At 45.0% G+C, this 24501-nt stretch carries 23 protein-coding genes; all 23 read right to left on the bottom strand.

Annotation, left to right across the window (positions count from 1 at the left end; genetic code table 11):
• Nucleotides 1-351: 351 nt before the first annotated feature.
• Complete coding sequence (locus tag DWZ61_RS17605) at nt 352-1638, bottom strand: homoserine dehydrogenase (RefSeq protein ID WP_118539896.1); 1287 nt, start codon at nt 1636-1638, stop codon at nt 352-354.
• An 87-nt stretch (nt 1639-1725) separates the two neighbouring features.
• Nucleotides 1726-2559, bottom strand: a complete 834-nt coding sequence (locus DWZ61_RS17600) for a hypothetical protein (RefSeq protein WP_118539895.1) — start codon at nt 2557-2559, stop codon at nt 1726-1728.
• Nucleotides 2531-3631 (bottom strand): type IV toxin-antitoxin system AbiEi family antitoxin, encoded by a 1101-nt coding sequence (locus tag DWZ61_RS17595; RefSeq protein WP_118539894.1) that lies wholly within the window; start codon nt 3629-3631, stop codon nt 2531-2533. Before DWZ61_RS17595 ends, DWZ61_RS17600 begins: the two co-directional genes overlap by 29 nt.
• A gap of 129 nt (nt 3632-3760) precedes the next feature.
• Nucleotides 3761-5230 carry a polyphosphate:AMP phosphotransferase gene (gene pap, locus DWZ61_RS17590; RefSeq protein ID WP_118539893.1) on the bottom strand — a complete coding sequence of 490 codons (1470 nt, stop codon included), beginning with the start codon at nt 5228-5230 and terminating at the stop codon, nt 3761-3763.
• Nucleotides 5231-5335: 105 nt separating this feature from the next.
• On the bottom strand, nt 5336-6361 hold the full coding sequence (locus tag DWZ61_RS17585) for an SdpI family protein (RefSeq protein WP_118539892.1): 1026 nt from the start codon (nt 6359-6361) through the stop codon (nt 5336-5338).
• Nucleotides 6336-6629 (bottom strand): autorepressor SdpR family transcription factor, encoded by a 294-nt coding sequence (locus tag DWZ61_RS17580; protein WP_022152934.1) that lies wholly within the window; start codon nt 6627-6629, stop codon nt 6336-6338. Before DWZ61_RS17580 ends, DWZ61_RS17585 begins: the two co-directional genes overlap by 26 nt.
• Nucleotides 6630-6817: 188 nt before the next feature.
• Complete coding sequence (locus DWZ61_RS17575) at nt 6818-8182, bottom strand: MATE family efflux transporter (protein ID WP_118539891.1); 1365 nt, start codon at nt 8180-8182, stop codon at nt 6818-6820.
• Between the two features lie 364 nt (nt 8183-8546).
• Nucleotides 8547-9452 carry a YitT family protein gene (locus tag DWZ61_RS17570; protein WP_227733350.1) on the bottom strand — a complete coding sequence of 302 codons (906 nt, stop codon included), beginning with the start codon at nt 9450-9452 and terminating at the stop codon, nt 8547-8549.
• Between the two features lie 90 nt (nt 9453-9542).
• Nucleotides 9543-10754: a threonine ammonia-lyase gene (gene ilvA, locus DWZ61_RS17565; protein WP_117569170.1), complete on the bottom strand. Its 1212-nt coding sequence runs from the start codon at nt 10752-10754 to the stop codon at nt 9543-9545.
• Nucleotides 10755-10814: 60 nt separating this feature from the next.
• Entirely contained in the window at nt 10815-11807 is a 993-nt protein-coding gene (gene ftsY, locus DWZ61_RS17560; RefSeq protein WP_118539889.1) for a signal recognition particle-docking protein FtsY, read from the bottom strand.
• A gap of 118 nt (nt 11808-11925) precedes the next feature.
• On the bottom strand, nt 11926-15486 hold the full coding sequence (gene smc, locus DWZ61_RS17555) for a chromosome segregation protein SMC (protein ID WP_118539888.1): 3561 nt from the start codon (nt 15484-15486) through the stop codon (nt 11926-11928).
• Nucleotides 15467-16180 carry a ribonuclease III gene (gene rnc / locus DWZ61_RS17550; protein WP_022154377.1) on the bottom strand — a complete coding sequence of 238 codons (714 nt, stop codon included), beginning with the start codon at nt 16178-16180 and terminating at the stop codon, nt 15467-15469. The genes smc and rnc overlap by 20 nt, the downstream gene beginning before the upstream one ends.
• A gap of 357 nt (nt 16181-16537) precedes the next feature.
• Nucleotides 16538-16768 (bottom strand): acyl carrier protein, encoded by a 231-nt coding sequence (acpP, locus tag DWZ61_RS17545; RefSeq protein ID WP_022154378.1) that lies wholly within the window; start codon nt 16766-16768, stop codon nt 16538-16540.
• Nucleotides 16769-16802: 34 nt separating this feature from the next.
• On the bottom strand, nt 16803-17831 hold the full coding sequence (plsX, locus tag DWZ61_RS17540) for a phosphate acyltransferase PlsX (RefSeq protein WP_118539887.1): 1029 nt from the start codon (nt 17829-17831) through the stop codon (nt 16803-16805).
• 208 nt (nt 17832-18039) lie between these two features.
• A complete protein-coding gene (gene rpmF / locus DWZ61_RS17535) occupies nt 18040-18219 on the bottom strand; it encodes a 50S ribosomal protein L32 (RefSeq protein WP_022154380.1) in 180 nt (59 codons plus the stop codon).
• Between the two features lie 2 nt (nt 18220-18221).
• The gene (locus DWZ61_RS17530) at nt 18222-18746 is read right to left on the bottom strand and encodes a DUF177 domain-containing protein (protein WP_118505325.1); all 525 of its coding nucleotides are present in this window, start codon (nt 18744-18746) and stop codon (nt 18222-18224) included.
• Nucleotides 18747-18892: 146 nt separating this feature from the next.
• Nucleotides 18893-19912 carry a hypothetical protein gene (locus tag DWZ61_RS17525; RefSeq protein WP_119623657.1) on the bottom strand — a complete coding sequence of 340 codons (1020 nt, stop codon included), beginning with the start codon at nt 19910-19912 and terminating at the stop codon, nt 18893-18895.
• A gap of 73 nt (nt 19913-19985) precedes the next feature.
• On the bottom strand, nt 19986-20270 hold the full coding sequence (locus tag DWZ61_RS17520; RefSeq protein WP_118539885.1) for a type II toxin-antitoxin system antitoxin SocA domain-containing protein: 285 nt from the start codon (nt 20268-20270) through the stop codon (nt 19986-19988).
• The gene (locus DWZ61_RS17515; protein ID WP_118539884.1) at nt 20260-20925 is read right to left on the bottom strand and encodes a hypothetical protein; all 666 of its coding nucleotides are present in this window, start codon (nt 20923-20925) and stop codon (nt 20260-20262) included. The genes DWZ61_RS17520 and DWZ61_RS17515 overlap by 11 nt, the downstream gene beginning before the upstream one ends.
• On the bottom strand, nt 20922-21566 hold the full coding sequence (locus tag DWZ61_RS17510; protein WP_118539883.1) for an ATP-binding cassette domain-containing protein: 645 nt from the start codon (nt 21564-21566) through the stop codon (nt 20922-20924). Before DWZ61_RS17510 ends, DWZ61_RS17515 begins: the two co-directional genes overlap by 4 nt.
• A gap of 1 nt (nt 21567) precedes the next feature.
• Nucleotides 21568-22392: a hypothetical protein gene (locus DWZ61_RS17505; protein ID WP_118539882.1), complete on the bottom strand. Its 825-nt coding sequence runs from the start codon at nt 22390-22392 to the stop codon at nt 21568-21570.
• A 1-nt stretch (nt 22393) separates the two neighbouring features.
• Nucleotides 22394-23236, bottom strand: coding sequence for a hypothetical protein (locus DWZ61_RS17500; RefSeq protein ID WP_118539881.1), 843 nt, complete (start codon nt 23234-23236; stop codon nt 22394-22396).
• A 502-nt stretch (nt 23237-23738) separates the two neighbouring features.
• A partial coding sequence (locus DWZ61_RS17495; protein WP_243026452.1) for an ATP-binding cassette domain-containing protein occupies nt 23739-24501 on the bottom strand: 763 nt, incomplete at its 5' end.

Genomic DNA, 24501 nt, shown 5'->3' with positions numbered 1-24501 from the left:
GACGTCTGCTTACGGCACTGCTTATTCTTATACCCAGCCGGGGCTACTGTTTTTTTAAAACTTTCCAAAATGCAGAACGCCCATGGCGGACGGAATGTCCTTCCGAGGATGTTTGTCGGGAGGTGGTGATATTTTCTCGAAAAGTGTAGAAAAACAGGGTGGAGCGAACAGGACGTTTGCGACAGGCGGACGTTGCCATGGATGGCAACTGGAGCCGTGCCCGTGCGGTTTAGAACCGCTACTCACTTTTCGTCAGAAAATTCCCACCGGGAGACCTTACATCGAGGAAGGACATTCCGTCCGCCATGGGCGTTCGTGGATTTGTTTCACTAACTTTCAATTCTACAAACTTTAGTAGACCCGGATTATGCCTGAGATTTCTCTCACAACAGACATGCCTTCCATGATGCGGATGGCGTCGTTGAAATGTCTCTCGGTCACAAGATCGGTGATGACCACGATCTCGGCAATACCGTCGTGGCTGCGTTTCTGTACCATCTGGGCGATGCTGACATCGTTGTTACCAAGAACTCCGGCGATATTGGCCAATGCTCCGGCACGGTTCTCTACCTGCAGGCGCAGGAAGAAACGGCTCTTCGTCTCCTCCACATCCAGTACGAGAAGTTTCTTGTGGCTGTCACTGCCAATCTTGCCGCAACTTCCATGGATAATATTACGCATCACATCGATGACATCTCCCAATACCGCACTGGCAGTGGGCATCTGTCCGGCGCCCCGTCCCATGAACATGGCATCATCACAAGCCTGACCATGAACAAATACGGCATTGAAGGAATCTCTGACCGTGGCAAGAGGATGGCTGTCCGGGATCAATGTGGGATGTACTTTTACTTCAATTCCTTTACCTGTAAGCTTTGTAATACCCAACAGTTTAATCACATAGCCGAATTCTTTCGCATACCGGATATCCTCTGCTGTAATCTTCGTGATGCCTTCCGTATAAACCTGAGGGAACGTCACGCGGGAGCTGAAAGCGATGGATGCCATAATGGCGATCTTGCGTCCCGCATCATAGCCTTCCACGTCTGCTGTGGGATCTGCTTCCGCATAGCCCAGTCTCGTAGCCATATCCAGAGCTTCTTGATACCCCATACCTTCCTCGGACATTTTGGTCAAAATATAGTTTGTCGTACCGTTGACGATTCCCATGATCTCCGTCAATTGACTTCCCGCCAGGCTCTGACGCAAAGGCCGGATAATGGGAATGGCTCCTGCCACTGCCGCCTCGAATTGTAAGTCGCATTTATTCTCCGTGGCGATCTCAAACAACGGATCCCCATATTCCGCCAGCAGATCCTTGTTGGCGGTGACCACCTGTTTGCCGGCCTTCATGGCTTCTTCCACATAGGTTCTGGCCGGTTCGATGCCGCCCATGACTTCGATGACGATCTGAATCTCGGGATCTTCTAAAATCTCCTGCCAGCTATCTGTGAACAACTCCTGTGGGATTCCTTCTCTTACCTTTCCCGGATTGCGCACCAGAATCTTTTTAATCTCCAGATGTGCTCCTGTCTTCAGGCAGATATCCTCTTCCTGCATCCCTGCCAGCTTGTACACACCGCTTCCAACGGTTCCTGCTCCCAATAATGCTGCATATATCTTACGGTTCTCGCCCATGATTTCTCCTCTCGTTCTGTAAATACTATCTGGGAAATACAACTATGTATCATTATAACAGACCTGTCTGCCAACACAAGATTTTGCTTACATTGTTTTCAATTTATTTGTTAAATAGTGTATCTTCTGGTAAACATCCTGTCGGATCTGTTCTTTTTCTTCTTCCTCTGTTATTCCCATGAATGTCACTACATCTGTTGGTCCGGCATGCTGTGGCGAAGCAAATTTTTCATCCAGCTTCTGACACATTTCTCTGATCAACTCTCTGTCTGTATAAGGCATAAATTCCTTAACAAGTGTTCTTACGCCTCCCTCATATTTGTCAACCATGTAATATATATCATACGCATCCTTCGGTTTTCCCCTCCCCAGTGCTGCTGTCTTCATGACCAGATAAGGCACCACAGAAATCACTTTCACATGTCCACTGTCCTTTGCTCCATCCTCCCGCATATATTCTATTTTCACATCCGTTGGCGGAAAATCAAATGCAAAATTTCCTCCCGTAGCCGGTAAGGTTTTAATACCATCCACATGTTTACTTACATTTCCGCCATCGCCGCCATATTTTCCGGACAGGAAATCCACGTCTACGTCATAGGAAACTCCATCTAAAACTATTGTTTTTATAAATGTAAAATATTTTTCTTCATGTCTTCTATACCCATTTTGTGTCAGTATCCGTTTAATCGTCCGATAGCTTTCTGCCTTTTTGATCTCCAGTTGATTCAGCAGAACATCTACATCAATAGAACCTATATGGTCACCGGCCGGGTATAAAAGTGTCGGAACCCATCCTCCTATGATTCTGATATTATCTGAAAACTCATTCAAAAGATTTACGATCTCTCCGAGTACCATGTATGCGGCTGTCTTTTGTCCCTCTGAATAGTCAGTTGCCTTTTTCAGTTCTTCTTTCATCCTCTGTCCTCTCCGGGTATTCTCTGCGCAGGATTGCCTCCGCAGCCTCTTCCCCTCTTCCGGCATCCCCCAGCAGATCAATTACCGTTTGTGCCGGAGAAGTTACTAATGTATCATGAACAGGCTTTGCGTACATACAGGGGGTTTCGTCATGCGGTATCGTTATCACAACATTTCCTCCGGTATTGACCGGCTGCAATTCCAGATCTTTTACAAATTCCTGAACAAATTGAGGTTCTACATATATTTCGGCTTTTTGATAACGTACTGTCGGCGCATATCGTGCCGCAGCCGAAAAGCCACCTAATATAGCTCCATTATCATGTGTTTTACTCCATTCAGCGGCTGATTGTTCTATCTCCGGAACCGTATCCAAAGAATAAAACTGTAATTTTCTCGCTTCTTTTTGATGATAATCCTTTGCCCATGTATAAAACAGTTCCCTAATGTTCTGCAAACGGAATTCCGTAGTACTCTTATCTATCCAGTCTCTGGCAAGCAAAAAACTTTTCACATTAGATACTGTTCCCAATGCCGTATTGCTCTCCTGAGCCAGCGTTTTCACCTGCCATTTTCGCTCCGGTTCATTCAGCATGGTACGAATAATTGCTGATGCAGCACTTGACGATTTGGATAAGTAATTTTTCTTTTCCCTGTGGGTTATGAACTTGTTATCCTGTCCACTGACATAGAGCAGAAATCTTTTCGTTAAGATATAACAATTTCCGGACAGATCCATATAACTGCATTTTTCCTCTTTCATCGCTCTGGCTGACTGCTCCGAAATATATGGTGCCATAAAAATATAATGCGTTTTATCATCCTGCCGCATCACGATTTCCATAAAATGATTAACGAATCTCTTTTCTCCGTTAGACCTGACTTCAATCACAAATAAAAGAGGCTCATCGCTGTCCTCCAAATACACCTTTGCCTTGAAATCCCCCAACGGTGCATTCTTCTTTTCCAATAACACCTCGATATCCGAAACAAACGGAATTTCTTTCAGCCGGTTGCAAAATTGTTCTCTGGCCAGTTGCTCATATTGTATTTGTGATAAATTTTGTTTCATCAATTCACCCCTTTTCACCGTTTCGATGAAATAATTATATTTTATGAATCTTACATTGTCAACGGTTTCATCACATATAGAAACACCGCCTTTTTACAAGACGGTGTTTACGTTCTCTACTTTCTTTTCCTATCCCAGAGCCTTTTCCAGTTCGGCAATGACAATCTTCAATGCTTTGATCCTGGCATATTTTTTATCTACGGATTCCAGGATGTGCCAGGGAGCATATTCCGTGCTGGTCTTCCGGAGCATTTCGTTCACAGCTTCTTCGTACTGATCCCATTTATCCCGGTTGCGCCAGTCTTCGTCCGTGATCTTCCACTGCTTCTCCGGAGTATTCTGCCGCTCTGTGAAGCGTTCCAGCTGGGTATCCTTGTCAATCTGCACCCAGAACTTGATGATCACTGCACCCCACTGGGACAATTCCTTCTCGAACTCATTGATCTCGTTATAAGCCCGCTGCCAATCGTTGGTACTACAGAAGCCTTCCAGCCGTTCTACCATGACGCGTCCGTACCAGGTACGGTCGAAAATGGCAATATGTCCGGTCTTAGGAAGTCTCGTCCAGAATCGCCAGAGATAATGTCTCGCTTTCTCGTGGGGTTCCGGGCTGGCGATGGGGTGTACCTCGTAGCCTCTGGGATCCAGTGCTCCCGCGATCCGCTTGATATTTCCGCCCTTGCCTGCGGCGTCCCAGCCTTCGTAGGCGATGACTACCGGAATCTTTTTCCGATAAAGGCGGTAATGCAGGGCATTCAGCTTCTTCTGCAGATGGCGCAGTTCCCGCTTGTATTCTTCCTCGGAGATTTCCTTGTCCAGTTCCACCTCGGACAGCCTCGGCATCTTCACCAGTGGGAATACATTCTGCAAAATAGGCACAGCAAGGCTCTCATTCTGCATGGCCACATGGATACCGCTGCATAATGTCTCCAGCACTTGTAATTCCGCCCACTTTTTGTCCCCGGAATCTATGATGTACCAGGGAGCTACGGAAGCGTTCGTATCTGTGAGGTATTTGTCGTAGACTTCCTCACATTTGTCATAATGCTTGTTCTGCCACCAGTCGTTCTCGCCCACACGCCATGCGGTATCCTTGTTGCCTTCCAGTTCTTCCAGCCGCTTCTTCTGTTCCTTTTTTCCAATCTGGAAAAAGAGCTTCAACACCAGATAACCGTTGTCCGTCAACTGTCGTTCGAAACGCTTTATGCTCTCAATACGCTCCGCATACTGCTTATCCGACAGTTCGCCCCGAAGTCTTCCCTTCGTCACCTCATCCATCCAGCCGGAATCCAGGAATTCAAACTTCCCGGCTTCCGGAATTTTTACAAAGTACCGATACAGGAAAGGCTTCCGCTTCTCTTCCTCTGTCGGTGCGGACATGGAAGCCACCTTGAAGAATCTGGGATCGATATTTTTAATAATTCCGCCGATAGTGCTGCCCTTACCGGCCGCACCCCAGCCTTCGATCAGCACCAGCACCGGGAGCTTATGCTCCTTGATCTGCATCTGGAGTCTACCAAGCTCCTCCTGCGCCGCATTCAGTCGTTTTTCCAGTTCCTCTTTTTCCGGCTTCACCGCCGGAATCCACTGTTTCAGCATACTGTAACCACCCTTTCCCGAAATCCTCGTTTACTAACTTACATAAGTTTAGTGTATACCATTTTTAAAAAATATAAAAGCAATTGGGAAATATATTTACAAATATTATTTTTCCATCCGTTCTCTGATATTATTGTAGATTTCCCAGGTCTGCACATCATCCGCACCGTTTAGAATAACGGTGCTCCCCTCCACTTCCATGACTACATAAATATCACAGTCGTTATGGGTATAGCGAATGTAATCTCCATGGATTTCATCGCGAAAATGTCCCATGGAGTATTTCAAGTTGCCAAAACCGTTCGTCCGGATTGTATTCGTATCCCGGAACATATTCTCTTCGTAAGCAATGCTTTCGATAGCGTCATATTTCACTGTGTAATCCTGCCAGCCTTCCGCCTGAACAGTAAATTCATTTTCTCCGTAACAGATCTCGATTTTTCCCGTATATAACGTCCATACCGTAAATAGCACACACGCGAGCATTATAAACACATAGACCGCAACCACTTTATGGTTGTAGTGTACTGCCAGCCCTTTTCCGGTGCGCAACTTCTTTCTATAATAGAGATAAGAATACAGGATGCTGCCAAAAGCTGCTGCCGTGATAGCGAAAATAAACAGAAATAATGCAGCCATGCTGTCACTGAACAGTCCACAGATCATGCTCAATAGTCCTGCTGCCACCCATATTTTCCCACTGAAGCGGTGCGTGGCATTCCAGTTCTCCTCATCCTGCAATGTCCATATGACGCGGATGCCGATGGTGCGGTTCGGTTTCACCTTGGGCAGATAATTGCCCACAATAACAAATAGCAATCCCATTCCGACATACAAAATTACCATGAGCAGATTCTCTTTCTTTACACCCATATCAATCCATCTGGCGATACCGTTATAGAGCAATGTCATTCCCGGCACGATCCACGTAACCATTCTTATGACCTTGTCACTCTGCTGCCTGTTTCTGTTGTCGTAAAAAGTTACTGCCATTATTACCACATAAGTCACTGCAAAAGTGCCGTTTATCCACAGACTGTTCTCAAAGGTATATCCCAATATAATGCCCACGCACATAACAAATGCCGAGCAGATCAGCCTGCCTTTATTTTTCTGTATCATTTCCTTCATTATCCGATGCTCCTTTCAAATCTGTGATCCATAACATGATTTCTTCCAGCACGGAAGCATTCAGTTCATAATAAATAAACTTTCCTTCCCGCTTGTCCCGGATCAGATCTGCCTCCTTTAGCACCGACAAATGCCTCGATATGGAAGCCCCCGTCACCGGAAAATGTTCGCAGATCTCTCCTGCCGACAATCGACCGTTTTTCAGAAGATTTAGTATTTCACGCCTTATAGGATCTGCCAGCGCTTTCAATGTATCCTGTATTCCCAAAAAGTGAATCACATCCTTTCATCCAATCGTTTAACATTTAACCTAATTGTTAAATATATTGTATCATGTGGATTATTTAATGTCAACAGCTTCACAGATCAAGGCAGATACTTATTCCTGCGTATGGATACATCTGTACATAAAAATCCCTCCGTCTTATGACGAAGGGATCTCATTCTTCTCTATACTTACGTACCATCTTCCGGCAGTCCCCTTAAGAACACCACTGCCACCGGCAATGACAAAACCGCAGATAAAATATCGGACACCGGCTGTGACCACTGGATGCCTCGAAGTCCGAAGAAGGCTGTCAGGATCAGGAGAGCCGGGATATAGATAGTGCCACTTCGGAAGGAGGCTAAGATCGTCGCCCTGCCGCCCTTTCCGATGGACTGAAACAGCATGTTGCCGCAGATACATACCGGAATAAACGGTAGCGTCAGACATTGGATCTGCAACGCATAAAATGCAATCTCATAGGCATCCATATCCGTAAGAAATTCCAGCAACAGCTCTCTGCGGAACACATACACCACCCCTGCAAACACTGCCATGGTCACCAGGCTGGCGCACAGGGTGAACCAGAACGCTTTCCTTACACGGGAATACTTCTTTGCCCCATAATTGAAGGAGGATACCGGCTGGAAGCCCTGACCGATACCCAGGGCCACACTGAATACGAAATTGAAAATACGGGATACCACGCTCATGGCAGCGATGGCAATATCTCCGTAGACAGCTGCCTGTGCATTCAACACCATGGTGGACACGCTGTTCAGTCCCTGCCGCATCATACTGGGGAAGCCTGCTGTAAGAATATTCTTATGCACGGCAAATTCCCAGGTAAAATATTTCGGTGCCAGGCTGCTCTGTGTCTTTCCACGCAGGAAAAAGAATAACAGGATTCCGAAGGATATGTACTGAGAGATCATAGTGGAAAGTGCCGCTCCCCGGATACCAAGATTTAAGCCCCACATAAAGATGGCATCTCCCACCATATTTAAGATACCGCCGGAGACCAGTCCTACCATCGCCAGATTGGCATAGCCTTCATACCGGAGTACATTGTTCATCACACAGCTGGATGCCATTGCCGGTGCCGACACCAGAATATAGAAAGCGTAGATTCTCGCATAGGGAAGGATGGTCTCCGTACTTCCAAGCAATCTGCACAATCCGTTCAGATCCAAAATACCGATAATTGCGATCAACACTCCGGCTCCCACCGCCAGATAAAATCCCGTTGCGGAAAAAGCTTTCGCTCGCTCCTTTTCATGAGCTCCTAACAACCGGCTGATATTGCTTCCGGCGCCATGACCGAACATGAATCCGAACGCCTGAATAATTGCCATCAAGCCAAACACCACGCCTACCGCTCCGGTAGCACTGGTGCCTAACTGGCTTACGAACCAGGTATCCACCATATTATACAGATTCGTGATCAGCATACTGATGGTAGTGGGCAGTCCCAGCTCCAGGATCAGCCGCGCCACCGGTTCCTCAGTCAGCCGTTTATACTGTTTCTCCTCTTTTGTCAAAGTTGTATCGTTCATGTTCCCTGACTCCTATAAGTGTCATCGCACATTTTTCCATGCGATTCTCTATCTGCTTATTTTTACTATTATATGTTTCTTTCTCTCAATCCAACTACCGTATCTCCATGCATGATTCGGTGTAGCTACTGAGTTTTGACCTAAGCAGCTGTCTTACCCTCATGCATAGCCTGATATGCGATTACTACATCGGAACAGAGATTTGCCGGGCGGATTCCGGACTTGCACCGGTTAGAAACGTGCGCTGCGGGTGCACCACAGTGAAAAATAACGTCTGCCCTTCCGGCGCGACGCTATTATAGATGATTCTCTTTGAAAATGTAAGCCCTTTCAGCTGTTTTTTACTTAAATTTTATGTTCAGCATCACAGTTTCTCACTAAAATAGCTCTTATAGCCCTCCCCGAAGATCTCCGTGGCACTGGTGACGATCATAAATGCCAGGGGATCCTCTTCCTTTACGATCTCTTCCGCCTTGGGAGAAATGTTTTTCTTCATGGCACACATGATGACGCTCTTCTCCTTGCCGCTGTAGGCACCACTGCCCTGTACATAAGTTACACCAATGTCCAGCTCCTCCAAAAGTCTCCCTGCGATTTTTTCCGCATGGTCGCTGATAATATAGATCAGCTTTGCCTCATCTCTTCCGTATAGTACCACATCTAGCACTACAGAGGTAACAATGACCACGATACCGGCATACAGTGCCTTGTCAATATTCTGGAAGACAAATGCTGAAGCGATAACAATGACAGCATCCGTCAGGAAAAACAGCGCTCCGGTCTTGAGAAACGGAAACTTTATCCGTAGCAGCTTGATAATGATATCCGTGCCGCCGGTGGTGGAGCCTGCCTTGAACACCCATCCCATGGATACGGCCATCAGGGCACTGCCACACAGGGAGGCCAGAAGTGGATCCACCGTCACTGCTCCCACCGGTGTCAGCAGGTTCGTAAACAAAGAGGTCATTGCCGTACAATAGATTGTAGACAGAATAAACCGCAGTCCGAATTTCCAGATACCGATCAGCAGGATCGGTATATTGATGAGCAGCATCCAGGTACCGGTCTCAATGCCGAACAGACGATTTAAGATAATAGCGATACCGGTGATTCCACCGGGTGCCAGGGAGTTCGGATCCAAAAATAAGCTGACGGATACCGCATAGACAAAGGATGCCACCGTGATCATCACATAATCCCAGAGCATCTGTAAGGGTGTCTTTTTGTCCAGTCTCTGTATTTCCAGTTCTTTTTCTGTCTTCTTTGCCATAACTTTTTTCTCCATTCCATACAAAAGCCGCATATCTATAATATGCGGCTTTTATCGGTGATACATTCACTTCTTTTCAAATCTTAAAACTTAGATATTGGCTCTTACCACTTTGGGCTGATAGCCTTCTTTTTCCAGAGCGGCAATGATCTCATTCTTATGCTCGGTGCCGAATGCTTCCAGTGTGATACGCAGCTCCACAGCAGCACTGCGGTTGATGGATACAAACTGGTTGTGCTCCAGCTTGATGACATTACCGTTGACTCCGGCAATAATACCGGATACTCTGCACAGCTCACCGGGCTTGTCGGGAAGCAGTACGGATACGGTGAAGATACGGTCTCTTAAGATCAGACCCTGCTGTACTACAGAGGACATGGTGATGACATCCATGTTACCGCCACTCAGGATAGATACAATACGCTTATCCTTCACATTTAACTGCTTTAAGGCTGCTACCGTCAGCAGACCGGAATTCTCCACGATCATCTTGTGATTCTCTACCATATCCAGAAAAGCTACTACCAGATCCTCATCCTCTACGGTGATCACATCGTCCAGATTCTTCTGTAAGTACGGGAAGATCTTGCTGCCAGGAGTCTTTACCGCGGTACCGTCTGCGATGGTGTTGACCTTGGGCAATGTGGTAACCTTGCCGTTCTTTAAGGATACCTGCATGCAGTTAGCTCCTGCGGGCTCTACGCCGATGACCTTGATCTTCGGATTCAGCAGTTTTGCCAGTGTGGAAACACCGGTTGCCAGTCCGCCGCCACCGATAGGAACCAGAATATAATCTACCAGCGGAAGCTCTTTGAAAATCTCCATGGCAATGGTACCCTGACCGGTAGCTACGGTCAGATCATCAAAAGGATGGATGAAAGTATATCCGTGCTCTTCTGCCAGCTCATATGCCTTTGCGCAGGCCTCATCATAGACATCGCCATGCAGTACTACCTCTGCTCCATAGCCTCTGGTACGGTTTACCTTGATCAGAGGTGTCGTGGTGGGCATTACGATGGTTGCCTTGCTTCCATAGCATTTTGCCGCATAAGCCACGCCCTGGGCATGGTTGCCTGCAGAGGCGGTGATCAGTCCCTTGGCGCGCTCTTCATCGGTCAGAGTGCTCATTTTGTAATAAGCGCCTCTTAATTTGTAAGCTCCGGTAAACTGTAAGTTCTCGGGCTTTAAGTATACGCGGTTGCCGGTCTGGGCACTGAAATAATCACTGTATACCAGTTTGGTCTCTAAAGTAACTTTTTTAACGATCTCACTTGCTTCTTCAAATTTCTCTAAAGTCAACATTTCTTCCTGCATTTTTCTTCCCATGCCTTTCTGTCACACTTTCTTTGGTCTGCCTGTTTATTATTCTTCCGCGTCTGTCTCTCCAGCTTCTTCCTCCGGCAGATGCAGTTCTCCGATGTCATCCATATTCACATCAAACAACGCATTTACAAATTCATCGGAATTGAATTTCTGGAGATCCTCGATGGATTCTCCCACACCGATATATTTTACCGGAACCTTCAGTTCGGACTGGATGGCCACAGCGATACCGCCCTTGGCCGTTCCGTCCATCTTGGTCAGGATGATACCCGTAAGATCCGCCACCTCACCGAATTCTCTTGCCTGCACCAGAGCATTCTGTCCCGTGGTGCCGTCCAGCACGATCAGATTCTCTCTGTGGGCATTGGGGAATTCCTTGTCGATGATACGGTTCATCTTACGAAGTTCTTCCATCAGGTTCTTTTTATTGTGCAGTCTGCCGGCGGTATCTACAAGAAGCACATCCACGCCTCGTGCCTTCGCCGCATTCACGGCATCAAACACCACGCTGGCGGGATCCGCACCTTCTTTTCCGCCGATCATGGGAACATCCGCCCGGGATGCCCACTCTGCCAGCTGGTCTCCCGCTGCGGCACGGAAAGTATCCGCTGCGGCAATAAGGACTTTCCTGCCCTCATCCTTTAATTTACCGGCCAGCTTGCCGACGGAAGTGGTCTTCCCCACACCGTTGACACCGATGACCATGATCACGGACTGTTCCTTCTCAAAATCATAGGCAGTCTCATCCACCTGCATCTGCTCCTTGATACTTTCAATCAGAAGCTGTTTGCATTCGGAAGGTTCCTTGATATGTTTTTCCTTCACCTGCTGTTTCAGTCTCTCCACGATAGCGGTGGTGGCATTCACACCGATATCTCCCATAATGAGGATTTCTTCCAGTTCTTCATAGAAATCATCATCAATAGCGGAGAAGCCGCTGAAGACCGAATCAATTCCCCGTACAATGTTGTCACGGGTCTTGGTCAGTCCTTCTTTTAACCGGGCAAAAAAGCCTTTCTTTTCCTCACTCATCCGATTTCCTCCAATCAGCATTCTATCCAGAAAAACGCTTGCGTTTTTCTTGTATGAAACTTAGAACTTCTTCACGAAAGAGCCTTTGCTCTGAGTGATTAGAAGTTCTTTTCATACTCTAATCATCCAGATCTTTATCAATGAGGTTAACACTGACTAAAGTAGATACACCCTTCTCCTGCATGGTGATACCATACAGTCTGTCCACCTGTTCCATCGTACCGCGTCTGTGGGTAATGACAATGAACTGAGTGTTCTTGGTCAGCTTATGTAAATACTTAGCGAAACGGCCTACGTTGGAGTCATCCAACGCCGCCTCGATCTCGTCCAACAGACAGAACGGAGAGGGCTTTAAGTTCTGGATGGCAAACAACAGGGAAATAGCGGACAATGCCTTTTCTCCACCGGACAGCTGCATCATGTTCTGAAGCTTCTTTCCGGGGGGCTGTGCGATGATGCGGATGCCTGCTTCCAGAATATCCTCATCCTCCATCAGTTCCAGGGTTCCCTTACCACCACCAAAGAGTTCTTTGAATACTTTATCGAACTCTCTGCTGATCTCCGCAAATTTCTCCGTGAACTGTTTGCGCATGGCGGTATCCAGTTCCTCGATAATGCCTTCCAGGGTCTTCTCCGCCTCTACCAGATCGTCATGCTGGGTCTTCATAAAGGTATAACGCTCCATCAGATTCCTGTAATCCTCAATGGCGTTGACATTGACATTACCTAACTTCCGGATCTCATCTTTCAGACCGCTGATCTCACGCTTCATGGCGGGCAGATCATTCATCTCTTCATTGCGAAGGCCTGCCGCATCACTCAGGGTAATCTCATACTCATCCCACATGTAATTGATCTGGCCTTCGATATTGTCTTCCAGCTTTTTCTTCTGTTCACTCAGACGATAGACTTCTTTGTCCAGAGCATTCATGCGCTCTGACATTTCTTCTCTGCTCTGGAAGAAGCCTTTCTGCTTTGCAGACAGTTCTTCTTTCTTTGCAATATCCTCGTCCAGCTTTTTCTTGGAAGCATCCTGATTCTCATGGGAAGCCGCGATGGTCTTCTCAATCTCCAGAATGTTGTTTTTCTTGCGTTCCACTTCCTGTGCGTTTTCAGTCAGTGCCTGTAAGATCTCATTCAGTTCTGCCTGTGCACGCTCCAGTTCGCCGCCTATACGGTCTACATTGGCCTGTTTGTAATCCAGAGCCTGACGCATCTTCTCGACTTTTACTTCCCATTCTCCGGCATGGGCGGAAGCTTCACTCTCTTCCAGTCTGCAGCCTTCCAGTTCCTTCTGGAAGACAAGAATCTGTTCCTGAGTGGTTTTCTCCAGTTCTTCACTTGCAGCCAGTTCCTGTACGATTGTTTCCTTGCTGGAACGGATCTCGAAGATCTTGGTCTCGATCTCCTGTTCCTCCAGCTTCAGGGACTGTGCACTCTCTGCCTCTTCTTCCATACGTTCTCTGGCCTGGGAAATATTTAATCTTGCGGTATTCTGCTCAATGGACTTGCGCTGCATCTCGGTCTTCAATGCTTCCAGATCCATACGCAGCTTATTTCGTTTGCTCTTGGCGCCTTCAATCTTCTGGTTATAGGTCTTGATGTCATCGGAGAGTTTTTTCACCTTTTTCTCCAGTTCATCCATCTCACGACGTCTTCCCAGAAGATTACTGTTATTCTTAAATGCACCACCGCTGATGGCACCGCCGGGAACTAAGAGTTCGCCTTCCAATGTGACCATACGGATGCCGTAATCGAATTTTCTTGCGATCTTCACGGCATTGTCCACGTTGTCTACGACCACGATACGTCCCAGCATGGCCTTGGCCACATTGCGGTATTCTTTTTCCGTATTTACCAGTTCATCCGCCATACCGATGACACCTTTTTCCTTCAGGGCCTCGGGATTTTTGAATTCCTGAGGTTTGGTAATACTGGTCAGGGGAAGGAATGTGGCTCTTCCGAGGCGGTTCTGCTTTAAGAATCCGATCATATGCTTGGCGGTCTCTTCGTTATCCGTTACGATATTCTGAATATTACCACCCAGAGCGGTCTCGATAGCGGTCTCATATTTGGCTTCTACCTGAATAATATCCGCTACAACACCGATGATACCTTTTTCTTTTTCCTTCTGCTCCATGACCTTCTTGACGCTGCCACCGTAGCCGTCATACCGCTCGGTGATATTGGTCAGGGCTTCCAGTTTGGACTGCTCCTGATGGAAACGGTTCTGTGTCTCCCGCAGCTTCGCATCTAAGCCTGTGAGATTCTCACGGATATTGCCCAGCTCCAGTTCGGATGCTGCTTCCTGTTCTGTCATCTGCCGCAGTTCTTCGGTCACAGTCTCGAAGGTCTCTTCCAACTTCTTGATTGTCTCTTCTCTGGCAGCCTCATCGGATTTGGCACGAAGCAGTCTGGAATTCAACTCTGCCTTGCGGATATTGATCTGCTCCATCATAGTATCGAAACGTCCCATCTTGGACTTGATGGTAGCCCGCTGGTTCAGCTCGCCGATGATGGTATTTTTCCCGGCCTCAATATTATTATTGAGTTCGGTGATCTTGTTCTGGATAGCTTCCAGGTCGGCCTTTGCCATGGCTGCCGCCTCTGCGATCTCCTGTACCTGAGTATCCGTATCCTTTTTATCGGTTAAAATATCCTGTTTTTCTTTTTCTTTGCCGGCGATTTCTTCTTCCAGGGCTGCCTTACGATTGTTCAGATGGTTCTCACTGCCGTGAGCGGAATTGATCTGCTCTTTTAAGACATTGATCTCACCTTCCAGTTTGCCCCGCATCAGGCCGGTATCCGTCAGTTGCTCTCTGGCGACTTCAATGGCTGCATCCAGGCTTTCGATCTCCTGCTGGATCCGCTCGTATTCTTCCTTGATACCTTCGTACTTTTCACTGGTCTCGTTCAGTTCATTGCTGGCCAGATTATATTTTTCTTCCATGGAAGACAGCTGTTCTCTGAGTTTCTTATTTTCCAATAAGAAGACATTGATATCCAGAGTCTTTAATTCTTCCTTTTTCCTCAGATAGACCCTAGCCACCTCGGATTGCTTCTCCAGAGGGCCTACCTGCTTTTCCAGTTCGGACAGAATATCATTCACACGCACCAGATTCTGTTTTTCGTTCTCCAGCTTTGTCTGGGCTGCTGCTTTTCTGCGCTTGAATTTCACGATTCCAGCAGCCTCGTCGAACAGTTCACGCCGTTCCTCGGGTTTACCGCTTAAGATCTTGTCGATCTGGCCCTGTCCGATAATGGAATAGCCCTCCTTACCGATACCGGTATCATAGAACAGCTCATTGACATCCTTTAATCTGCAGGGAGTACCATTGATCAGATATTCACTTTCTCCGGAACGGTAGATCCGTCTCGCCACTGTAACTTCGTCATAGTCGATCGCCAGCTGGTGATCGCTGTTGTCCAGAGTAATGGCAACATAGGCGTAGCTCAACGGTTTTCTGGTCTCTGTTCCCGAGAAAATAACATCCTGCATGCTGGCACCACGCAACTGCTTGATGCGTTGTTCTCCCAGCACCCATCTTACTGCGTCCGCAACGTTACTCTTACCGCTGCCGTTAGGTCCTACGATACCGGTGATTCCGTTGTGGAACTGAAATACGATCTTATTGGCAAATGATTTGAACCCGTGGATCTCAATACTTTTTAAATACATATCCTCTATCCCTCAATAGCAGAAGCGCCTCATAAGCTGCCTGCTGTTCTGCCGCTTTTTTTGTTCTTCCCTGCCCACGGCCAAGGCATTCTCCCTCCATGTCGATCTCTACCACGAAAGTCTTGTCGTGTTCCGGTCCGCTCTCCTCTAACAGCCGGTACTCGAACTCTTTTTTGAGTTTCCCCTGAATCAGTTCCTGGAGATTACTCTTGCTGTCGTAGAAGAGACGCTTGTCCTCTAAATCCGACAGAATGAAGCGGTCAATAAAAGCCTTGGCAGGCTGCATGCCACCGTCCAGATAAATGGCACCAATCATGGCTTCCATACCGTCAGAGGTGATGCTGTCTCTGCGTCTGCCGCCGGTATTCTCTTCGCCCTTTCCCAAAAGCATAAACTGTCCCAGTTCCAGGTCTCTGGCACAGAATGCCAGGGAAGGCTCGCACACCATGGAGGCTCGCATCTTGGTCAGCTCGCCCTCGGGAACATCCGGGTGTTCCCGAAACAGGAAGTCGCTGGATACCAGCTCCAGTACAGCATCTCCCAGGAATTCGATGCGCTCATAGTTCTCTGTCTTGTTGATCTTTTGTTCATTGGTATAGGAGCTGTGGGTCAGAGCCTGCTTCAGCAATGCTTTGTTGTGAAAGCAATAGCCGATGCGCTGTTCCAGCACGTCCATTGTATAACCATCCAACATTTTCTTGTCCTCACTATATTCCGTAGTCCCGGCTATGGTAAGAAACGCGGCACGCTCGTACTTTAGTACGATGCACTCATGTCGCAGAGCGTAACGGTACATAGGCGTGGAAAATACCCACGCAATGCGTCCCTTGGGACGCTATGGTACCGACGTCTGCTTACGGCGCGCTTATTCTTAACCATAGCCGTGCCTACTGGACTACATAATTACCCTCACCATGCCTATTCATAAATGGCTGTCAAGTGTGTCCCGTTTTACGGAACACATCGTATAAAAACAGAGGGGAATGACCTCTTGTGCGAGCAAGCTCTCACCGGAGTCATTCCCTCTATTTTTGCATGGCTCGTAGCTTTACTAGTTCACTGCGTTCTTGATCATCTCTACAGCGTCTTCTACTGTAGTAACCTGCTCTGCGGTCTCAGCAGGGATCTCGATATCGAACTCTTCCTCGATGCCCATGATGATCTGGTATACATCGAGGGAATCAGCACCCAGGTCATCCTGGAATGTGGTCTCCATGGTGATCTCATCGGGATCTACGTTTAATACCTCAGCAATGATTTTCTTCAACTTTTCAAATTCCATAACAGTTCCTTCTTTCTCAAAATATTTCTCTTGATTAATTATTCTCTGCAGCCTTATCTTCCGGGCTGATCTGTTCTTTGATCTTCTCGTTGATCTTCTCTTCCTTAAAAGCAATACACTGCAAAATAGAATTCTTCACTTCCACTGCCTTGCTGCTTCCGTGAGTCTTCACTACCAGACCGTTCAGTCCAAGTAACGGAGCGCCACCGTACTGGGAAGTATCAAAACTCTTTAATGTAGTCTTGAGTGCCGGCTTCACAAGCAGTGCACCCATTTTACTGCGAAGTGTGGACATCATCCCCTGCTTCACCTGATGCAGAAGTGCGGAGCTTACACCCTCATACATCTTCAAGATCACATTGCCCACAAACGCTTCACAGACAATGACATCTGCCGCACCTGCCGGAATGTCTCTTGCTTCCACGCTGCCGATGAAATTGATCTCCGGGCAATTCTTAAGAAGCGGGAAGGTTTCTTTTACCAGTGCGTTGCCCTTCTCCTCCTCGGCGCCGATATTCACAATACCGACTCTCGGATTCTTTACTCCCATAACGCTTTCCATATAGACACTGCCCATCTTGGCAAACTGGACTAACATGGAAGGTCTCGCATCTACGTTGGCTCCACAGTCTAACAAAAGGCTTACGCCCTTCTCCGTAGGGATCAGAGGCGCTAAAGGAGGTCTCTCCACACCGCGGATACGACCTACGATCACCTGTCCGCCTACCAGTACCGCACCGGTACTTCCCGCAGATACAAATGCATCGCATTCGCCGTTCTTCACCATATACATGGCTTTGACAATGGAGGAATCCTTCTTCCGACGGATCGCCATGACCGGAGGTTCTGCCGTCTCAATGACTTCTTCAGCATGTACAACTTCCAGCTGCTCTGCATCATAGGTATATGCCTTTAATTCCTCACGGATCACAGGCTCTTTGCCTACCAGGAATACTTTGACACGTTTGTCCGCATTGACAGCTTCCACAGCACCTTTTACGATCTCTGCTGGAGCATTATCGCCACCCATTGCGTCTACAGCAACATTTACATATTCTGCCATTTCGTCGTTCCTTTACCTGTTTATGTTTATCCGCTCATCATCAAACCGCTCCGTGGATCGCACCAAACAGTTTGATGATGGCAGATTCATTCTTACTATACTAAAGGCGTATATAAAAAGCAAGTGATTTTTTTGTGAAAGCAAAAGGAGATTCCATCCGGAATCTCCTCTTTTCTTTTCACTTAATTTCGCTTCATTGATTTATAAATTAATCAACGCTTACGACCTGCTTCTTATTGTAAGAACCGCAAGCCTTGCAAACTCTGTGAGGCATCATCAGTGCACCACATTTGCTGCACTTTACCAATGTAGGAGCGCTCATTTTCCAGTTTGCTCTTCTCTTATCTCTTCTACCTTTGGAAGATTTATTCTTAGGACAAATAGACATCGTTACACCTCCTTATTCGCGTTGAAGATATCTTGGATTGCTGCCATACGAGGATCCGGTACGAAAGTATCGCAACCACATTCCTTCAGATTCCTGTTCTGACCACATACAGGGCAAATACCCTTGCAGTCTTCCTTACACAAGATCTTTGCCGGCCAATTCACCAGAATTTCATCGTACACAAAAGCCTCTACATCCAGCTGCCATCCATCCATAAAGCTCTGCTCGGTATCTTCTTCCTCACTTACTTCCGCTTCCGGAGAATAAACGATTCTGTCAAACTTAAGCTTCATTGCTGTAGGTACTTCAGTAAGGCACCTGTCACATTTCGTGTCAAAGGTAAGCTCTGCAGTGCCGGTTACTTTTGCCTTGTTCACACCGATGTTGGTAAAAGTAAGATGAATGGGTGTCTTCTCCATAATAGAGAAATCTCCCTGGCGGCTCTTAAAGCTTGTCATCTCAAGCGGAATGGCAACAGTCTCTACCTTGCCTTCGGATGTTAATACATCAGATAAACTTACTAACATAGCGACTCCTATGCAATATGTTGCGTAGAAAACACAAGTCTCCTACGATGTGTTGATTCACACACTGACTTATTATACATAGGCAATACTCTTTTGTCAACAAAATTTTGTAGGATTTTCATACAATTTTTGTATCCTATGTCCGCCTACTTTTCCAGTCCGTAACTGCGGATTGTCCATCCCATCTCATCATATCCAAACGTCATAAACAGATACGATAGCGAATCCTCCTGTACCGGCCGGAACTCTACTTCCACCGTGCAGTCACCCTTGCTGTCCGTATCCACCCCGGAAAGTCCCTTGATGCCCATGATCTCAACTTCGCCTGTGTATTCCTCCTGAAAATATGTATTTGTGAAATCCTTTGCGATCCGGTACACAGCCATTCTGTCTGCTGTTCTCTCCACTTCATCCAATATTTTCAGTTCATCATCACCGCTCATAAGACCGTATCTCAGGTTTAAGAAATAATATATTTCTATGTCATCAGGCCGTTTTCCCTCTTCCGACCATTTCACATACTGCTCCGCCTGTTCGTCGGATACATTTTCCTGATTGGTAAATACGATCATGATGAGTGCCATGTCCGGTTCTATATCTTTCTTTTCGATAATATTCAGGGAACGAAAATACATTTCCGTATAGTCTTCCTCTGCAGTCCCGGCATCCACATCACCCCTAAGCATATAATATGTACTTCCGTCAAATTCAATATAAGAAAGGATCCATTTTTCATTATAGAGGTAATTTGCCATCAACAATTGTGCCGGATTCCCCTGTGTGGACTGCTCATAGAATTCATCCAGCAGTTCTACCCCACTACACTCCTCGAATTGAGTACTTAACACATATACCGGATAAGCCCTCAGCTCTTCTATACTTAATGGAAGTTCAGACAGTTCCTGCAAAATCGTCTGTGGTTCTCTATTCCCCTTCAAATTTTCCAGGATAGTATCTGTCTGCACAAACTCTTCCGCTTCCTGCGTTGTCTCCTGCGACTGTTCGGCTGTTTGTTCAATGGTAGTGGTACTTACCGTTTCATTTTCCTGCACATTGCTTTTCCTCTCAGCTTCCTGCGTTTCTCCGCCGCAGGCTGTAAGAAATATACATACTAAAATCACTCCGGTCAGACTTTTCATCTGCCAATATTTTTTGCTTGTCTTCATATTACAATCCCCCAACCTGTAATGATCATACTGCTGCATAAAATTTCCATGAACAAATGCACATGGGAATCAATTAAAATTTTCTTATTTCTTTTGCCAGACTAAACAGAATGATTTCTCCCGGTCTTGTCTCAGTATATGCCTTTTCCTTATGCATATACTCTACAATATCTTTTGCTCTGTAAGCACTAAACTTCGTAATCACCTTGTCAAGAATGCTCTTTTCTCTGTCAGTCAATACGGAATAGTCCATATTGGCAGTCGGATAGATATGAAGCATGGTATCACAGCTATAGTTCATTTCTTCCTGAATATTCAGTTTCTCCAGATTCATCAAACTATAGTTTTCACTTTTCATTATATTTTTCTATCATTTCTTTTTTTAGGCCAACTAACGCATCCATTCCTTTCTGGGTTGTAGCAAAAAATTCATTTTCACAAACTTGATTATATTTTACATATGTGGATTCACCACCTGTTTCACAAATATTATTTTCATGCTCTTGATATGAAAATATTGGTGTGAATGCATTTTCCACATACACCTGATATACAGGAATCTTCTCTCCAAGACCATCTACCTGATTTTCGATAAAAACTAAATATTCCCCTCCCACTTCCATTATATTAACAAATCCTCTTTCGATGGAATATGGCTCTGAATATAAACTAAGTGACCAACGGCTGCAAGTAAGATATATATCTTGTCCCACCGCAGGCTCTGTTCCCTTATAAACATCTTCCACTTTGACCAGTTGCCTGCTTGTTCCTCCTATATGCTCCACATCTCCCAGTACAGATACCCGTATAATAACTGGGACCTGCGGTAAATTTACCGATAAATTCTCTGTCTCTTCAAGACATATATTTTCTGGAAGCTGTGCTACGTAAAGCTCATCTAAATATGACTTATCTTCTGCTATATTAGTATACGTTCTTTTTTCAAATATACCAAATACAGTTATCACTATAACAATTAATAAGATAAAGCATGAACCCCATTTGCATTTCACAGTTCTGTCCCCTTTCTTTCAATGCGGCCATCTGCAATTTTATATACCTGGTCTGCCAATATCTTCATATCCTCCTGATTATGACTGGCTAAAAGAATTAAGGCTCCTCTTTCTTTTTCCTGTTCAATTAATTGTCTTATTTCCTTTATTCCTGCTTCATCCAGTCCGTTTGTAGGCTCATCCAGCATGATAACATCTGGCTTCTCCATGATGGCCTGTGCAATCACCAGTCTCTGCTTCATTCCCATTGAGTATTTACCAAATACCCTTTTGTCAGCCGGGTCAAGTCCAACCCGTTGTATTGCTTCTTCTACTTCCCGCTTACCAATCACTCCCTTTAACTGCGCAAGATATAATAAATTTTCCACTCCTGTCTTATTGGGATACAAGCCGGCATGCTCCAAAACAATCCCCTGACTTGGTAAAACAGCAAAGTCTTTGTGCAGTTCTTTATCATTCCAATAAATATTACCTGAATCAATCTTCATCAGACCCGATAATGCCCGAAACAACATGGTTTTTCCAGATCCATTTCTACCCCAAAATCCATATATATTTCCTGTTTCCATTTCCAGACTGATGTCATTGAGTATTGTCTTACCCTTTATTTTTTTATGAATATTGTTTGCAATTAATTTCATATCAAATTGTCTCCATTTCCATGTCCTCTGCCAGTAAATCCTTCTTCTGTATCAATTGTCCTCCCATCAATACAGTAACTATACAGAATAGAGCCGGAATCAATATCGAAGTAACTAAATTCAAAGAATATCGGCTGTTGGCTAACTCAACTTCTAACAATGTGCTGCGATGCCATCCTAAAACGGTATGTGCTACTGGATTCAACCACAAAAAAACATATATGATGTCTTGTTTGATTTGCATTTTCGTCAATATATTTATGATACTGAGTGCTGCGGTACAAGTCATTTGCACAACCATAACCAATGTGAATGCAGCACTGCTTCCAATATTGATCGCAAGTAAATTAACTAACAGCACCAGGGTAAAATTCCATAACATAAAAATCAGAGCATGGCATCCCAATAAAATAAATCCACCTACGCTAAAAATCACCTGATATCGCAATACAGAAGCAATAGCGGTTGTGCTTAGAAATACCAGTTCAAATATGCATATGAAATTAATTAACTGTAACATTTCCTTTCCATACCATTTCATTCGATTCGGGCACCGACTAAACACATAGATACTGGCTGTGCAGAAATGACCATACAGCTTATTCCCAAAAACCAATATCATAATATAGTTTGGCATCATACGAAGCATAAATCCAATTAACTCCACTAAATTGCAACTCATGCTGAGTTCACCTCTGGATCCACTTAATTGTAATACCAGTTCTGATAGCGTTATTACTCCGTCAAACGGTCTGATAAAACCAAGCGATATGCAAATTCCGGAAAGTATTCCAATTAAAATTACTACTCTTTTTTCATGATGCATATTACCATTTATCCTTATTCCTTCCATAAAGGTAAAAACCGAATATTGTTATTATTATAATTCCTACCCCCATCAGTGGAACGATAATATTTTTAGGGGTATCATCAAAAAGAAGCAAATACTTATACCAGCTTAATGAACTCTTATTTCTATCCAGAATATTAAGATATGTAGTCGCATTCAATAGAACAAAAGTCGGTAAGATCAGCAACGTGCGATATTTAACCGTCAAAGCAAATGAGATTGCTACGGGAAGCGTACCAAGGATTCCTGATACGACACCAAAAAATAGTGTTGTAAGAATTGCATACAAACCAGGAGATGCTATATAGATTGCGCTGCCTATGTAATTATGAACCATTGTGGCATAATCTGTATTGTAAATGCTTAAATTTGATAAATCTCTTATTGCATTCATGGGAAAAGATAGCATATTCATTAGTATTTCCAGCATAAATGGAACCGTAAAAACTATTGTTGTTGTAAAAAAAGATGCCCACAATTTACTTTGTAAATAACGATTTTTCCCTAAACGATAAATCATGTATACTTCTTCTTTTGTCTGCTGTTCTTTAGTATAAGAAAAACCAGCAGGTACAGCAACCAGGATAGGGTAAATCATCACAATTAATAATTGAATGTTTGCACTAAAATATACTTTATTCAGGCTGAGCGCTAATAACTTCATTGGCTGATACATTTGTGAAATATCAGTACCTCTAAATGTGAGAACATTCGTTATATAATTCCCCAGCACTACCGCTAGAAGTAATATAAATGTCAGACTTGCTTCTTTTTGTTTTAATAAAAAAATGGTTTGCTTCTTAATCACTTTTATTAACATACAATTTCCCTCATATAACTTGGGATTAAATGCTTTATTATGCACTTAATCCCCAATTTTTACAGCTTATCTTCCATCGTAAGAAACAGTTGCATATGCAGCTGCACTTGAGTTACCTCTAAATTCAAAACCCACAAATATGTTTGATGCCTTAACATATAACAGATTTTCTTTAGAAATACAATTGAGCATTTGGAAACTTCCCATTAATCGTATTAATTTCCTTTTGCTCAAGTAGTTACAGCAATAACCGTTTCCATTTTCTCCATGTCTTTCGTTGTCACCAATCTTATCTGGATGCGCTGTACCTGACAGAAAAAGAGATTGAAAATATCTTTGAGTTTACCATGCTGACTGACCGCTGAGTACTAGATTTTCATACAATTTTTATTATCGCAGCATCATTCCATTTTCTGGCAGTTTTAAGACAAGTCTGTCTGCTATTGAATTTTAGAACTTCTCCTTAAAGGAAATGTATCAGTTGTTTTACAACTACCGTAGATCATTCTCTATCTATCCAATATAAATATACATCTTCCAAGCAGGGATAAACTTCTTCCACATTACCTGTTTTCAAGGCATCGGCACTGATGATCCTCAGTCGATGTCCTTTTTCTGTTAATGTAACACTTATGATCCTGGCTCCACTGTTCTGGTATTCTTCCCCTTCCCTCTCTGTAACCAACACATTATAAACTTTATGTTCCAATTCAGCCAAAAATTTCTGCGGAGTATCCCTCCGGACAATCTTCCCATTCTTTATCAGCAGTATCTCTCTGGCCATGTTTTCCACATCCGCTACTACATGTGTGGCTAAAAGGACAATCTTATCCTTTGCACAGCCACTGATAAAATTTCGTATCCGGATTCTTTCCTCCGGATCCATCCCAGCCGTTGGTTCATCCAGAATCAATATCTCCGGATCATTTAATAGCGCCTGTGCCAGCAGGATTCTCTGTTTCATACCACCTGAAAAGTATTTCAGCTTTTTATACCGTTCCTCTTTCAGATTGACGACCTCTAACAAATTTTCAATCTGTTCTCTGGCATCTTTTCTGTTCATTCCTTTTAAAGCAGCCATATACCAAAGGAACTTTTCTGCAGTAAATGCTTCATAAAGACTCTGCTGCTGTGGCATATACCCGATCTTCGCCCGGTAATCCGCTCCCATCTTATAAATATCTTCTCCGTCTGCCGTTATGCTTCCCTTATCCGGGCGCAAATTATCCGTCAGCATACCAAACATTGTACTTTTCCCTGCGCCG

It is taken from the genome of Clostridium sp. AF34-10BH (assembly GCF_003478095.1).
Taxonomy (GTDB): Bacteria; Bacillota; Clostridia; order Lachnospirales; family Lachnospiraceae; genus Acetatifactor; species Acetatifactor acetigignens.
This window is presented reverse-complemented; position numbering and strand designations above follow the sequence as displayed.